The sequence below is a fragment of the Ruegeria sp. L11 genome, from assembly GCF_056531755.1.
On the sequence record NZ_JBQFMI010000001.1, the window covers coordinates 420610 to 434579 of the forward strand.

Annotated in this window: 14 protein-coding genes; 1 reads left to right on the forward strand and 13 read right to left on the reverse strand. The window is 57.4% G+C overall.

The features are described from left to right. Window positions 1–134: 134 nt before the first annotated feature. The 7 genes from ACR0CE_RS02090 to alr all read right to left on the reverse strand — a co-directional run bounded on the left by ACR0CE_RS02090 (window position 135) and on the right by alr (window position 5861). Complete coding sequence (locus tag ACR0CE_RS02090; protein WP_267364181.1) at window positions 135–728, reverse strand: CvpA family protein; 594 nt, start codon at window positions 726–728, stop codon at window positions 135–137. A 39-nt stretch (window positions 729–767) separates the two neighbouring features. Further along, window positions 768–2129 (reverse strand): DNA repair protein RadA, encoded by a 1362-nt coding sequence (gene radA, locus ACR0CE_RS02095; RefSeq protein ID WP_480480631.1) that lies wholly within the window; start codon window positions 2127–2129, stop codon window positions 768–770. A gap of 67 nt (window positions 2130–2196) precedes the next feature. Beyond that, on the reverse strand, window positions 2197–2646 hold the full coding sequence (locus ACR0CE_RS02100) for a paraquat-inducible protein A (protein WP_480772791.1): 450 nt from the start codon (window positions 2644–2646) through the stop codon (window positions 2197–2199). Window positions 2647–2723: 77 nt separating this feature from the next. Then, a complete protein-coding gene (locus ACR0CE_RS02105; RefSeq protein WP_267364177.1) occupies window positions 2724–3206 on the reverse strand; it encodes a cytochrome b in 483 nt (160 codons plus the stop codon). 98 nt (window positions 3207–3304) lie between these two features. Beyond that, window positions 3305–4051, reverse strand: a complete 747-nt coding sequence (locus ACR0CE_RS02110) for an ABC transporter ATP-binding protein (protein WP_480485443.1) — start codon at window positions 4049–4051, stop codon at window positions 3305–3307. Then, on the reverse strand, window positions 4048–4830 hold the full coding sequence (locus tag ACR0CE_RS02115; protein WP_209503739.1) for an MlaE family ABC transporter permease: 783 nt from the start codon (window positions 4828–4830) through the stop codon (window positions 4048–4050). Before ACR0CE_RS02115 ends, ACR0CE_RS02110 begins: the two co-directional genes overlap by 4 nt. After that, window positions 4827–5861 (reverse strand): alanine racemase, encoded by a 1035-nt coding sequence (alr, locus tag ACR0CE_RS02120; RefSeq protein ID WP_480830711.1) that lies wholly within the window; start codon window positions 5859–5861, stop codon window positions 4827–4829. The genes ACR0CE_RS02115 and alr overlap by 4 nt, the downstream gene beginning before the upstream one ends. A 240-nt stretch (window positions 5862–6101) precedes the next feature. Between alr and ACR0CE_RS02125 the strand changes: the two genes are divergently transcribed. Beyond that, window positions 6102–6641, forward strand: coding sequence for a GNAT family N-acetyltransferase (locus ACR0CE_RS02125; protein WP_480830713.1), 540 nt, complete (start codon window positions 6102–6104; stop codon window positions 6639–6641). A 155-nt stretch (window positions 6642–6796) separates the two neighbouring features. On the opposite strand, the gene ACR0CE_RS02130 is transcribed toward ACR0CE_RS02125, so the two are convergent. The 6 genes from ACR0CE_RS02130 to ACR0CE_RS02155 form a co-directional block, all read right to left on the reverse strand. Then, the gene (locus ACR0CE_RS02130) at window positions 6797–8287 is read right to left on the reverse strand and encodes a replicative DNA helicase (RefSeq protein ID WP_267366870.1); all 1491 of its coding nucleotides are present in this window, start codon (window positions 8285–8287) and stop codon (window positions 6797–6799) included. Between the two features lie 259 nt (window positions 8288–8546). Next, window positions 8547–9224, reverse strand: coding sequence for an orotate phosphoribosyltransferase (locus tag ACR0CE_RS02135; protein WP_267366868.1), 678 nt, complete (start codon window positions 9222–9224; stop codon window positions 8547–8549). Between the two features lie 148 nt (window positions 9225–9372). Continuing rightward, the gene (locus tag ACR0CE_RS02140; protein ID WP_480772789.1) at window positions 9373–10365 is read right to left on the reverse strand and encodes a type II secretion system F family protein; all 993 of its coding nucleotides are present in this window, start codon (window positions 10363–10365) and stop codon (window positions 9373–9375) included. Between the two features lie 13 nt (window positions 10366–10378). Continuing rightward, entirely contained in the window at window positions 10379–11347 is a 969-nt protein-coding gene (locus tag ACR0CE_RS02145; RefSeq protein ID WP_480772788.1) for a type II secretion system F family protein, read from the reverse strand. Then, window positions 11344–12732, reverse strand: coding sequence for a TadA family conjugal transfer-associated ATPase (locus tag ACR0CE_RS02150; RefSeq protein ID WP_480504939.1), 1389 nt, complete (start codon window positions 12730–12732; stop codon window positions 11344–11346). Before ACR0CE_RS02150 ends, ACR0CE_RS02145 begins: the two co-directional genes overlap by 4 nt. 12 nt (window positions 12733–12744) lie before the next feature. Beyond that, window positions 12745–13932, reverse strand: coding sequence for a CpaE/TadZ family protein (locus tag ACR0CE_RS02155; protein WP_480830716.1), 1188 nt, complete (start codon window positions 13930–13932; stop codon window positions 12745–12747). Between the last annotated feature and the right edge of the window lie 38 nt (window positions 13933–13970).

A 13970-nucleotide genomic window follows, 5' to 3' on the forward strand; every position in this document is an offset into this window, starting at 1 on the left:
GGTTTTCAGTCGATGTGACGGATGCTTTGGCTTGAAAACAATCCGCTGCACCGTGTGCGGTGGAGAGGGGTTTGTCTGATCTGCAACAAAAAAGCCCGGCAGCGCCGGGCTTTCATGAATTGGTGAACTGCCTATCAGCCGTTGGAAGGCGCAGTTGTTGCCGGTTCAGCGTTTCCTGCCGTGCAACTGGCGACCAGCTGTTCATACTGCGTCGTAACCCAGCCCAAAGCCGCCTCGGGGTTTTGTTCCTCAATCTGGCCGCTGAACTGTTCAAACACCTTGGCCGACCGGCTTTCATCAACAATTGTGTAAGACTGGCCGGTCATGACGGTGTCGTAAACGAAGAATGCGATCGCAACCAGAAGAATGCCACGAGCGATGCCGAAGAACAGCCCCAGAGCCTGATCCAGACCGCCAAGGGCCGAGCGCTGGACCAGTGATGAAAACAGCGGTGTGAAGATACTGACCACGATCAGCGCCACCGCAAAGACCGCTGCAAACCCGGTGATCACGGACAGTTCGCAACTGTCACGCAGGAAATCTCCGACGACCGGGATTTCCTTGACCAGAGGTACAGCCTGCGGGGCGAAGATGAACGCCAGAACGGCCGCCGCAACCCAACCCGCGATGGCCAGAACTTCGCGCATGAACCCACGCGAGTAGGCCAGCAAGCCTGACAGCACGATGATCAGGGCAACCACCCCGTCGATTATTGTAAAACCTTCCATGGCCCTCGCCTGTTCTTTTCTGCCCCTCAAGGCGCGACTTTAACCTGCTCCGAAGGTTTCGCCAACAAACCCCACCAAATCTGAGGGTCGGGTGAGTGTCAGACCTGCCACAGTACCGGTTTTGCCACCTGCCGGAGCTATTGCCGCTGTGAAACCAAGTTTTTGTGCTTCTTTCAACCTGTTTTCTGTCTGCGGAGCCGGTCTAAGTGCCCCGGATAGCGAGATTTCCCCGAAAACGACGGTGTCTGAGGGCAGGGCTGTGTCCTCGCGCGCGCTGAGCAGTGCAGCAGCCACGGCCAGATCGGCGGCGGGTTCACTGACTTTCAACCCGCCGGCCACGTTCAGATAGACGTCGAGACCGGCAAAGGGAATGCCGCAACGCGCTTCGAGCACGGCAAGGATCATCGCCAGCCGCCCGCTGTCCCAGCCCACCACTGTCCGGCGTGGTTGCGAATGGGGGGACGGGGCGACAAGGGCCTGCAATTCGACCAAAACGGGCCGTGTGCCCTCAATCCCGGCAAAGACCGCAGAGCCAGGGCTGGGCGTACCGCGTTCGGACAGGAACAAGGCCGAGGGGTTGGTGACCTGCGACAGCCCTTTGCCTGTCATCTCGAACACGCCAATTTCGTCGGCGGGACCAAAGCGGTTCTTGACCGCCCGCAGGATACGAAACTGGTGGCCGCGCTCGCCCTCGAAATACAGCACCGTATCGACCATGTGTTCGACAACACGGGGGCCTGCGATCTGGCCTTCCTTGGTGACGTGTCCGACCATGATGATCGACACGCCGTGCCGTTTCGCAAAGGCGGTCAGTTCATGAGCAGCCGCCCGGACTTGCGACACGGACCCCGGCGCGCTGTCGACATTGTCGGCCCACATGGTCTGGATCGAGTCGATGATCGCCAGACCGGGTTTCTCGGCTTCAAGCGTGGTAAGAATGTCGCGCAGGTTGGTTTCGGCAGCAAGTTGCACCGGCGCATTTTCCAGCCCAAGGCGGCGCGCCCGCATGCGAACCTGCGCACTGGCTTCTTCACCCGAGACATAGATTGTCTTGACGCCAGCACGGGCAAAGCGGGCGGCCGCTTGCAGCAGCAGGGTGGATTTACCGATACCGGGGTCGCCGCCCACCAACAGGGCAGATGCGGGAACAAGCCCGCCGCCAAGCACCCGGTCCAGCTCTTCCACGCCGCAGAGCGTGCGGGGTGGTGGCGTTTCCTCGGTCGACAGGTCGGTGAGCGTCATCGACCGCCCGCGTTTCGAACCCAGCGATTTCTTGGCTGGGCCTGCCGACAGAGGTACGTCCTGGATGATCGAGTTCCACTCGCCGCATCCGTCGCAGCGGCCCGACCAGCGGGAATGGGATGCGCCGCAGGCGGAGCAGGAGAAGGTTGGTTTTGCCATGACGTCTTGGTGCCCGAGGACGGGCGGTTCTTCAAGCCCTTGCAGGGCTTTCCTCTTCGTCAGCGCCCTATGTCCGGGCGTTGGTTTTGCAGTGGCGTTCGGTGAGAATGCCCAAAGCGATGGAGGCAAGGATGCAGGCCGTGAACAGGTAGAGACCCCATGCGGTCTCAACAGTGGCGTAAGAGATGCCCTTGGCCAATGTGATGTAAAGCGCGATCAGGAAGATATCCGCCATCGCCAGCTTGCCTAGGATACTCAGCGCAGGCTGCACACGGGCATCTAGCAGGTTCCACTGTATCAGCGCGGTGCCAATGGTTTTGATGTAGGGCGCGAAGAGGGCAAAGATGGTGACGACCAGCGCAAGGAAGATGTCGGATTTCCAAAGCGACTGGAGGCCGGTGATGACGCTGATTTCGCTAAGGCCAAAGATCGGCAGGAACCCCGCGCGCATCAGCGGGGCGAACCACGCGACGGGGTAGAAAACCAAAAGTGACAGTGTTGCGAAACGCAATATCATGGCGGCCAACGCTATTAAGTGTGACCGCCTGACATTACGGTGTTGGATCGTGGGTTCAAGGATGCTTGTTCAAAAGCTTATCCTGCGCGCTTCATACGAGCCATCAGGTTGGTTTTGAGAATGAACTGATGGAACAAGGCAGCCAGAAAATGCAAGACAATCAGAACAAGCATTAGCGTTTTCAGGATCTCATGCACTTCGGCGGACGCTGCTATCCCACCAAACCAGGCCAAGGCACCTGAGGCGGGCACCAGCACCATCAACGCATAGAGTGAGAAGTGCGTGATATGTGCGGCGAGCTTCATCGCGGCTGTTTCTTTTTCCGGTAGCGGCGGCGCGCCGCGGGTCAGACGTAGTGCAATCCGCCAAATCGCGAGCGCAAGGACAAGCAATCCTCCGAATACATGAAGAGCAACTGGTGCTTGAAAAGAGACAGGCAATCCGCGTTCGAATTGATCCCAGGCTTCAGACATCGGCTCGTGAAAGAGAAATTGAATTGCGATCAGAACGAAAATGACCCAGTGAAGGGCGATTTGCGCGCGAGAATACGAAGTAGGCATGGGGAAGCTCCGACAAACTTTAACGTTGCGCTGGTTTAACGCAAAACTGTCAGATTTCCGTCGATGATTTTTGATTTATTTGTCCAGCATCACTGCTATCAACGCACCGCCTCAATCGGCCCCTCAGCGCTCCCGCTGATGAACTGCTCCACATAGGGATCACCTGAGGCATCCATCTGGCTGACCGGGCCGGTCCACTGGATCACCCCTCCGTGCAGCATGGCCACGTTGTCAGCAATCGCGCGGACGGAGCTCATGTCGTGGGTGATGGTCATCGCGGTGGCGCCCATCTCAGTTACGATCTCGCGGATCAGGTCGTTGATGACGCCGGACATGATCGGGTCGAGGCCGGTGGTGGGTTCGTCAAAAAAGATAATCTCAGGCTCGGCGGCGATGGCGCGGGCAAGGCCCACGCGTTTTTGCATCCCGCCTGACAGTTCTGCCGGAAAACGGTCGGCCACGTCGGATTTCAGGCCCACGCGGCGCAGTTTTTCGATGGCGATCTCGCGCGCTTCCTCGGTTGGACGTTTCAGCGAGCCGCGCAGCAGGCGGAAGGCGACGTTCTGCCAGACGGTCAGCGAGTCGAACAGCGCACCGCCCTGAAACAACATTCCAAACCTGGCCAGAAACGCATCCCTGTCACCGGATTGTGCATCTTTGCCGTCCACGTAGATCACGCCACTGTCAGGGTGGATCAAACCCAGAATGCACTTCAATGCCACCGACTTGCCGGTGCCCGAGCCGCCAATGATCACCATTGAGGTGCCTTTGGGAATCTCAAGGTTCATGCCTTGCAACACACGGTTGTCGCCAAAGGCTTTATGTACGTTCTCCATCCGGATCATAGCGAGAAGAACACCCCCGTGAGAACAAAGTTTGCGGCGAGGATCAACACGGCTGCGGCCTCGACCGACCCTTTGGTAGCGCGACCGACACCCTGTGCGCCACGGCCCGAGTTCATGCCGTAATAGCAACCCATGATAGCCGCGATCACGCCAAAGGCCGCGCCTTTGACCAGAGACGATACTATGTCGCGCATCTCAAGGAAATCGACCGTGTTTTTCAGATACGCCGCCGGGTTGAAGCCCAGATTCTGCGTAGCGACAGTGTACCCGCCCGCAATCCCGATAACGTCACCTACGGCGACCAGTGCAGGCACGGTGATCAGCGCGGCCAGCACACGTGGAGCAGTAAGGTATTTCATCGGATGGGTCGACAGCGTGACCAGAGCGTCGATTTGTTCGGTCACTTTCATCGTGGCGATCTCGGCCGCGATGGACGAGGTCACGCGCGCGGCGATCATCAGGCCGACCAGAACCGGGCCAAGTTCGCGCACCATGCCGATAGCGACGATCTGGGGCACGACGGCCTCGGCGTTAAACCGTGCACCGCCCGCATAGATTTGCAAAGCCAGCGCGCCGCCGGTGAAAATGGCGGTCAGGCCGACGACGGGCAGGGACAGCCAGCCGATATTCAGCAGGGCCATCCCGAATTCACGCGGATAGAAGGGTGGGCGCAGGATGTGCGACACTGCATCAAGCGCGAACAGGGCCACCCGGCCAAAGGCCGCAAGCAGGCCCAGCACGGTGCGGCCCAGCCCCCCCAGCGCGCTGATTGGGTTCATTCCACGTAGCCCCGCGAATAGCGACTGCCCATTGATGTCAGGATTTCATAGCCAATTGTACCAGCAGCCTCGGCCAGATCATCAACGGTTTGATGACCGTTGAGAATGCGCAGGCGCTCCGGGTCTTTCGGCAGGTCCGTGACGTCCACGGTTATCAGGTCCATTGAGATACGTCCAACAACTGGGCAGGGTTGGTCGCCCGCAAATGTGTCGATGCCGCCGCCAATAGCGCGATGCAGGCCGTCTGCATAGCCGGCAGCAACGGTGGCGATCCGGGACGGCCGTCGCGCCACCCAAGTGTTTCCATAACCCACGGTCTCGCCCACGGCCAACTTGCGCACCTGGATGACAGGAAGGTCTACGGTTACGACAGGCTTTGCACCGACAAAGGGCATTCCGCCATAAAGACCAATACCCGGGCGACAGAAGTCAAAATGAAACTCAGGCCCCAAAAGCATCCCGCCCGTCGCTGCCAGGGAGCGCGGCGCAGCGACCCCATCAGTCATGTCGCGGAAGGTTTTCAGTTGTTGCTGGTTCATCGGGTGTTCCGGCTCGTCCGAGCAGGCCAGATGAGACATGATGAGTGCCGGGTTCAAGGCTTCGGCCTTGGAACGCAACTCAGCCCAGTCAGCAGGTTCAAGACCAAGCCGGTTCATACCACTGTCCAGTTGGATACCAAACGGGTGGTCGGGCAGGGTCTCTGTATGGCGTAGAAACTGTTCTGGCGAGTTGATCAGCGGTATCAGGTTGTTGCCGCGCAGCAGATCGGCATCGCCTTCCATATGTCCCGAAAAAACGAAAATCATCGGGCCGGGGCCAACGGCCTCGCGAACGGTTGTGCCTTCTTCTGCAGCAGCCACGAAAAACTTGCGAACACCTTCTTCTGCCAACGTGTCGCTGACAGGTCCTGCGCCCAGCCCATAGGCATCTGCCTTGACAACGGCACCGGTTTCGACCCCGGTCTTCGCGTCGAGTGTCCGCCAGTTTCTGGCGAGGGCCTGAAGATTGATCGTCAAACGTGCAGTACTCATGGGACTGTTCATGACATTGCGCCGTCCAAGGTCAAGAGGGAAAGGGCTTTTTCCGCGACAGATTGCGCCCATCAAACGAAAGGTACGGCGGAAAACACCCAAAAAAGCAGACATTTTGGCGACTTACTGCTGTGTTAAGCCGTTTTCGGGATTGTCTTCACATAGGTGTTAAAGTGATCTTGTGAACAAGATCGTCCCATCGCGGCAAAAATCGGTGCGGCGGCATATCCCGAGGAAATCATGGATTTTTATTCCGAACAAACGCCAGATCCGTCCGAAACAGCCCGGTTTTTCGCAGAAGTATTTTCGGCGTCGGAAGGCCCGGACGAGGGGGCGATTATCGAAGCTTTCGTGCAAGAGATGATCGATACCACCCCACCACAGGACCTGATGGTGTGCACCGCGCGACGCGATCAGGTGCTGCTTGGCTGTGCCATCTTTTCCCGAATGCTGTTTCCACAGGATGCGCGCCGGGTATTTATCCTGTCGCCTATGGCTGTCCGAACAGACAGGCAAAAAGCCGGGGTTGGACAGGCTTTGATTGCCTATGGTCTGGATTGCCTGCGGGCATCAGGCGTGAACGTGGCACTCACCTATGGTGATCCCGCTTACTATCGAAAAACAGGTTTTGAGCAGATTTCTGAGGCCACTGCACAACCGCCGCTAAAGCTGAGCCATCCGCATGGCTGGCTGGGGCAGTCGCTGGATGGTCAGGCGCTTGCGCCACTTAGCGGCCCTTCGCACTGCGTGTCTGCATTGAACAATCCGACGCTTTGGTGAGTGCATGGTTCAATCTGTCAGAAAACAGGTGGGCGGACCTCATTCTTGGTTCGCGCACCAGATCCTGAATCGCGCGACAGGTTCACAGAACCTTTTTGCTTTGCCAACAATCAAAGGAAAGTCGGGAAAACCCAAGTAAGGTTGTCCTTTCGCGATCAATAACCTTCAATCTCGCCACCCTGCTGCCACGGCTTGACCAGATTGCCAAACCGGGTGAATTGCGCCTCGAATGACAGCTCGACCGTGCCGATAGGACCGTGGCGCTGTTTGCCAACGATAATCTCGGCCTTGCCGTGCAGGCGTTCCATGGCCTGCTTCCATTCTTCCATCTTCTCAAGCTCGTGATCGCCGGGTTTTTCACGTTCTTTGTAATACTCTTCGCGGAACACGAACATCACGACATCGGCGTCCTGTTCGATCGAGCCTGATTCACGCAGGTCAGACAGTTGCGGACGTTTGTCGTCGCGGTTTTCGACCTGGCGGGAAAGCTGCGACAGGGCAATCACCGGAATGTTCAGTTCTTTGGCGATTGCTTTCATGCCCATTGAAATCTCGGCAATCTCGTTAACCCGGTTGTCGGACATGCCGCGGCACAGTTGCAGATAGTCGATCACCAGCAGGTCCAGCCCATGTGTGCGTTTCAACCGTCGCGCGCGTGCGGCAAGCTGAGAAATCGGAAGGGCGGGCGTGTCGTCGATAAAAAGCGGGCAGGCTTCAAGTTCTTTGGCCGCATCCACGAAACGGCGGAATTCGGCCTCGGTCATGTCGCCCTGACGGATCTTGTGGCTAGAGATTTCGGACGCCTCGGCCAAAACGCGCCCGGCCAGCTGTTCAGCGCTCATCTCAAGTGAGAAAAAGCCGACGACCCCGCCGTCAATTGCGCCTTCGGAACCATCCGGTTTCAGACCGCGTTTGTATGCTTTGGCCACGTTGAAGGCCACGTTGGTCGCCAGCGAGGTTTTCCCCATCGACGGACGACCTGCGAGAATGATCAGGTCCGAGGGGTGAAGACCACCCAGTTGTTTGTCGAGATCGACCAGACCGGTCGAGATCCCAGCCATGCCGCCACCGCGCTGGTAGGCTTCGTTGGTGACATTGACGGCTTCTGTGACCGCCTTGAGGAAGGACTGGAACCCCTGTTCGGTCTGGCCCTGCTCGGAAAGCTGATAAAGCTGTTGTTCGGCCTCGACGATTTGTTCTTTCGGTTCGCTGGCTACATCGACCCGCGCGGCCTTGTCGGAGATGTCGCGGCCCAAGCGGATCAACTCGCGCCGGATGGCGAGGTCATATATCATCTGGGCGTAGTCATGTACCGCAAAGGCACTGATCGACGCGCCGGCCAGTTTGACCAGATAAGCGGGCCCGCCCAATTCCTTCAGGCCCTCATCCTCGGCCATGAAGGATTTCAACGTCACAGGCGAGGCCAGCGCGTTCTTTGCAATGCGTGCAGCGGCGACCTCATAGATGCGGGCATGAACCGGGTCATAGAAATGCTCGGACCCAATGATAGAAGCGACCCGGTCGTAAAGGTCGTTATTCGTCAGAATTGCACCCAGAAGCTGCTGTTCAGCCTCAATGGAATGCGGCATGGTTTCGGCGTTCTGAATATGCGCCGCTGCCTGCTCGATACTGCTGATCTCGTTCATCATGTCCCCGCTGCCCGTTCCGAGGTTCTACACGCCACACCCCGGTTCAAGCTATCTGCAAATGAATGGGGGTAAGTTGGTATAACTGCCCCCCGCCTTGGGATAACTGCCCACCCCAATGGGGATAACTTGGCCCTAGTTTTACACGGGCGCAGCGTTACCGCAACATTTGGTGAGTTGGCTGGATATCTTGACTAGATAGGCGCGCTTTGATGCGATTCGAAAATCAACTATCCCTAAGCCATCCACAGGCTGAAAATCACGATTTTCGCGCATCCTGCCAGCCTCGCGGGTCGTTCAGAAACGCCTCGACCCCGTCAAGTGTTTCCTGATCAAAGGCTTTTTGCGCCTTGGCCTCGGCCAGAACATCCCACCACGTGCAAAGGTGATGCAGCTTTACACCATGGTCGCCCAGCGTCTTCTCGGTTTCGGGGAAGATACCGTAGTAGAAGATCACAGCCGTATGCCCGCAGGTGGCACCAGTTTCGCGAATTGCATCGACGAAGGACAGTTTCGAACCGCCATCGGTAGTCAGGTCCTCGACCAGCAACACGCGTTCACCTTCGCTCATTGCGCCTTCAATGCGGGCGTTGCGCCCGTAACCTTTGGGTTTTTTGCGCACGTAGGTCATCGGCAATGCCATACGTTCGGCCACCATCGCGGCAAAGGGGATGCCCGCAGTTTCGCCGCCCGCAATGTTGTCAAAGGCTTCGAAACCCGCGTCCCGCATTACCGTAACAGTCAGAAAATCCATCAGCGTGGAACGAATGCGCGGGTAGGAGATCAGCTTGCGGCAATCGATATAGGTCGGGCTGGGAAGGCCACTCGCCAGCGTGAACGGCTCGCGCGCGTTGAAGTGGACGGCCTTGATCTCCAGCAGCATCCGGGCCGTCAGGCGAGCGATTTCAGTGCTATCGGGAAAAGAACTGGGGATCATGGCGGGACCTCGGCGATGAAATGATGTTTCGGGCTGATAGCCCGACCCTTGGCCCGGAGTCGAGAGCTGTTGGAACAAAAGAAAAGCGGACCCCCCTAAGGTCCGCTGTTTCCGGGTAGTCAGCTATGCGAACACCATTGTCGCTGCGTTACCCTTGCCCGAACATGTTGACCCACCGGATCAGCATTGGTGCCAGACAAATCAGCAATAGGACAGGCATCATGCACATGGCCATCACGGCAGACATCTGCACAGGCAGACGGTTTGCCTTTTCCTGGGCGCGAAGTTCTCGGTCAAGCCGCATGTCAGTGGCGAAGCGGCGTAACGATGCGGATATGCTGGTTCCGTACTGGTTGGATTGCAAAAAGGCGTTCGCGAACGAGTTCATCTCGTCGATACCGACCCGGTTCGCCATGTCCAGAAAGGCGGCCTGACGTTCTTTGCCTGCCTGCAACTCCAGTTGAAGAACCGAAAACTCCTGCGAGATTTCCGGAGCTGCCTTGGCCATTTCATGCGAGACCCGGATCATCGCCGCGTCAAAGCCCAGCCCGGCCTCGATAGCGACTTGCAGCAGGTCAAGCGCGTTAGGCAGGCTGTGTTCGATGGCCTGGCGGCGTTTCTTTATGCGGCGCCGCAACCACAGTGCCGGGCCATAAAAGCCCAGGACCATCAGTGCCGTCACGATCTGCATTGTGTTTATCCAGGTAACACCCTGCAAAAGGTCGGCGATCCCTAACTGAACTTGCGTTTCGATCGGCAAAGCCATGGTTGCGACGAACGCGGCAGGCAACACAAATCCCAGGACGACCCGAAAGGTATAATAGGTGCGAATGGCGTGCTTTTGCCGAATTCCGGCCTGTTTCAACAGCTTCCCGATCCTGGAGCGTTCGCGTTTTGACGACGGGACGAAGGCCTTCAGCAGCCCGTGCGGGTCGCTGTTGTCACCCTGGATAAGGTCAAAATCCTGCCCATGCCCTTGTGAAACCGACCCAACGCGCATACGGCGTGCTGCCGTGTTTTCACTTGCCGTAAATCCGGAAAGGCCCATGACGACAAAGAAAACACTAAGGGCAATACCGACCAACAGGATCAACTGCGGTGTGATGCGCGGATCGTTTAGAATGTCCTGAAGAATATCCATATCCCAATTCCCCTTAGAATCTGAATTTAACCAGCCGCTTCAGGATGAAACCCTGGGCAATTGTCAGGCCAATGATCACCTGGGCGAAATACGGAAACAGCGGATCGCTGCGTACGTCGCCGTAAAATGTTGGCGTGGAGATCTCGATCGAAAGATAAATGATGACCGGCAAAATCGTGAGGATAAGGCTGCTCAGGCGACCTTCGGCAGAGATTGCCTTGATCTTTTTTTGCATCGTGTGCCGGTCGCGGATGGTCTGGGACAGAATGCTTAGAACGCGGGACAGGTTGCCGCCGGTTCCATGCTGAATGCCGATACTTACGGCAAGGTATTTTGCATCCTCTGTTCCGACCCGTTGCGCAAAGTCGTGAAAGGCGGTCGCGACGTCATCACCATAGTTGATCTGGTCTTTGATGATGCCAAACTCTGACCCGATCGGATCCGGCAGATCAGAGGCAACGTTTCCAACCGTCACTGCAACGGGATGCCCCACCTTCAGCCCTCGAGCCATCAGGTCTAACGCGTCAGGCAATTGTTTCGTCAGTTTCTTCGCGCGGGCGTCTTTCATGGCGACCAGCACGATAACCGGGCCGATGAGGCCGAACACAGCGCTCAGAATGACTGCCAGTTCCGGTGCAAGGAACCGGGAGGCCCCGAAAAAGATCATCAAAACCAGAAGGGAGACGGCGAGAACCACCCAAACCGGGTTGACCGCCAAACCGGCTTGCACAAGCAGACGGCGAAACCGCGTAATCAGCCCGGCTTTTTCACCAGCAGCCAGCATTGCGGGATCGCGAAGCAGCTGCAACACCTGATCCGTCGAAGCCCCGTTCTGGATCAGTTTCATGCGGCGGTTTCTGGCTTCGCCATGCGTTTCCTTGCGCGCCAGAAGCTGGTGAACGCCTTCGTAGGCAAGCAGAATACCCAGAAAAATCGAAATATAGATCAGGATGTTCAGTATGTTGGGCTGAAGGTCAATCATGATGTCGTCACCCCATGAATAAACATGTTGGTGTCCACATCGACACCCGCCGCCACCAGCTGGTCGAAGCATTTTGGCCGTATTCCGGTTGGCAGGAACTCTCCCAGAACGTCGCCGTTTTCAGACTTGCCACGGCGCTTGAAGACAAAGATGTCCTGCATCGTGATCGTATCGTCTTCCATGCCCGTGATTTCGGAAATACTGACGACCCTGCGTGTCCCGTCGCTCAGACGGCTGAGTTGCAGGACGATCTGAATGGCCGAGGCGATTTGAGACCGGATGGTTCTGACGGGCAGGTCCGCCCCCAGCATCGTCACCATCTGTTCGACCCGGCTGAGCGCATCGCGGGCCGAATTCGCATGTACGGTCGTCATGGAGCCGTCATGCCCCGTATTCATGGCCTGAAGCATGTCAAAGCATTCGGCACCACGGACCTCGCCGACAATAATGCGGTCAGGCCGCATCCTGAGCGCGTTGCGCACCAGATCCCGCTGCGTAATCACCCCTTGACCTTCCGAGTTGGGGGGACGGGTTTCCAAGCGGACGACATGGCTTTGCTGCAACTGAAGTTCGGCCGCATCTTCGATTGTCACGATACGCTGCTTGCCGTCGATATAGGATGAAACGGCGTTCAGCATTGTTGTCTTGCCCGAACCGGTGCCGCCAGAAATCAGAATGTTCAGCCTGGCTTCGACCAGCGCGGCCAGAAGCTTGGCTGCCTGTTCGTTCATGCTGTCCCGCTGGACCAACTTGTCGATGGTCAGAGGATTGCGCGAGAATTTGCGGATCGACAGCGCCGGCCCATCAACTGAACACGGGCGGATAATCGCGTTGACCCGGCTTCCGTCTTCCAGACGCGCATCGACCCATGGCTGGGATTCATCAATACGGCGGCCGACCCGGCTGACGATCTTGTCAATGATCCGAAGCAGATGGCGTTCGTCGCGAAAGCGCACGGAGGATTGCTCCAGCAGGCCAAATCGTTCCACATAGACCTGATCATAAGAGTTGACGAGAATGTCGTTGATGGTCGGGTCTTCCAAAAGGGGTTCCAGCGGGCCCAGACCCATCACTTCGTGAATGAGCTCATCAACAAGGGCCGTAAATGCCTCGGACCGTAAATGAAGGCGTTCGGCCTCGATCAGCCCTGTGACCAGCGCGGCGATCTGACGTTTCAGTTCGGACCGTTCGACCTTGTCGATCACCGACAGGTTCAGACGGTCGAGAAGCTCGCTGTGCAGACGGCTTTTAAGCTCCAGATGCGCTTGCAGGTCAACGTCCACCGGCTCTGGTGTTGCTTTGGACTTTGACACCTCGATCGGCCGTTCCAGAACCAACACATTCGACTTGGACGCGGCCCGGCGTGATTTGTACTCGTTAAACACGGCGATCTCCCATTATGCAGTTTTTTGTGTGGCTGGCCGGGTGCCTTCGGACATGGACGCAGCCAGTTTCGTCAGGGCCTTGCCAAGATCCGAATGCGGCTTCATGTCCACAATCGGTCGTCCCAGATCGACTGCGTTTCGCGCAATCTTGGGATTGTCCGGCAGCCAGTGCTTCAGTTTCGTTTCCAGCACTTTTTCGGCCTCGCGAACATGTGCAGGTTTGATCAACGTCTTCCGCTCGCGGTTCACGACAACCTCGACCGGCAGGGCCACGTTCGCCTCGCGATAGAAATCGATCAGGCGCCGGGTCTGGCGAACGCATGGAACCGTGGTGTCAGTTACCAGCGCCAGTTGGTTCGCGCGTTTGAAGATGGGTTCGACCCATTCCACAACGGCACAGGGCAGGTCGATGACAACATAATCGTACCGGCGCTGAAGCAGGTCGAGCATCCCTTCGATCAGGCCCGGTCGTATGGACTGAAGCGGAACCAACGGCGCGGGCGCGCACAACACATCAATACCGAGCGCGTGGTTCTGAAGGATCGACGTCAGGAAATGATCATCCGGCTCTTCCTGATTTTCGATGAGTTGGAGGCATCCCCCGTTATCTTCAAGATCGAGAAACACGTTCGCGTTTCCGAATTGCAGATCAAAATCCAGAAGCGCGACGCGGTTTTTCGCCTTTTTCCTCAGGAAGGATCCTTTCCCGCCCACCAGCGAGCAGGCAAGGTTTACCGCGACCGTTGACGCTCCGATCCCACCGCGGGATTTTGCAACCGGAATGACGGTGCCAAGGGCAGAGGGACCATTTTGAATGAATCCCTGCGGAAGTGATCGGGAGGAGATTTTTTCTGCTACCGCAGCTTTCAGCCCATCCTCATCAATGGACAGGGGCAGAACCTCGTCGATGCCGATTTTCCGCAACTCGCGGGCGACCGAGATCGAAACGTCATTCTGCGTCAGCGCAACAAACAAGGTGTCGTCTTGTCGATGGGTCAGCAGGTCTTTGACAGCCAGAACCTCGCCCGCGTCGCAGGGGTCGATTTCGAAAATAACCAGGTCATGCTTGAATGCCAGATTGCGCGCCGTACCGTTCAACGCTTTGAACGAACCCGCATTCTCGGAGATTTCGTTGTTTTGACCGGCGGGAAAGGCATTGGCGACCACCTGAGCGACGGTTTCGCTTTCAGATACAAGCATGACGGAATGTGAATTGAGACTAGAAACGTTCTTAACCA

Bases quoted from the DNA above. Each gene is read 5' to 3' on its own strand.
- ACR0CE_RS02125 (WP_480830713.1), top strand. From the start codon at position 6,102: ATGGATTTTTATTCCGAACAAACGCCAGATCCGTCCGAAACAGCCCGG.
- ACR0CE_RS02090 (WP_267364181.1), bottom strand. From the start codon at position 728: ATGGAAGGTTTTACAATAATCGACGGGGTGGTTGCCCTGATCATCGTG.
- ACR0CE_RS02140 (WP_480772789.1), bottom strand. From the start codon at position 10,365: ATGGATATTCTTCAGGACATTCTAAACGATCCGCGCATCACACCGCAG.
- alr (WP_480830711.1), bottom strand. From the start codon at position 5,861: ATGAGTACTGCACGTTTGACGATCAATCTTCAGGCCCTCGCCAGAAAC.
- ACR0CE_RS02115 (WP_209503739.1), bottom strand. From the start codon at position 4,830: ATGAACCCAATCAGCGCGCTGGGGGGGCTGGGCCGCACCGTGCTGGGC.
- ACR0CE_RS02105 (WP_267364177.1), bottom strand. From the start codon at position 3,206: ATGCCTACTTCGTATTCTCGCGCGCAAATCGCCCTTCACTGGGTCATT.
- ACR0CE_RS02155 (WP_480830716.1), bottom strand. From the start codon at position 13,932: ATGCTTGTATCTGAAAGCGAAACCGTCGCTCAGGTGGTCGCCAATGCC.
- radA (WP_480480631.1), bottom strand. From the start codon at position 2,129: ATGGCAAAACCAACCTTCTCCTGCTCCGCCTGCGGCGCATCCCATTCC.
- ACR0CE_RS02100 (WP_480772791.1), bottom strand. From the start codon at position 2,646: ATGATATTGCGTTTCGCAACACTGTCACTTTTGGTTTTCTACCCCGTC.
- ACR0CE_RS02145 (WP_480772788.1), bottom strand. From the start codon at position 11,347: ATGATTGACCTTCAGCCCAACATACTGAACATCCTGATCTATATTTCG.
- ACR0CE_RS02130 (WP_267366870.1), bottom strand. From the start codon at position 8,287: ATGAACGAGATCAGCAGTATCGAGCAGGCAGCGGCGCATATTCAGAAC.
- ACR0CE_RS02110 (WP_480485443.1), bottom strand. From the start codon at position 4,051: ATGATCCGGATGGAGAACGTACATAAAGCCTTTGGCGACAACCGTGTG.
- ACR0CE_RS02135 (WP_267366868.1), bottom strand. From the start codon at position 9,224: ATGATCCCCAGTTCTTTTCCCGATAGCACTGAAATCGCTCGCCTGACG.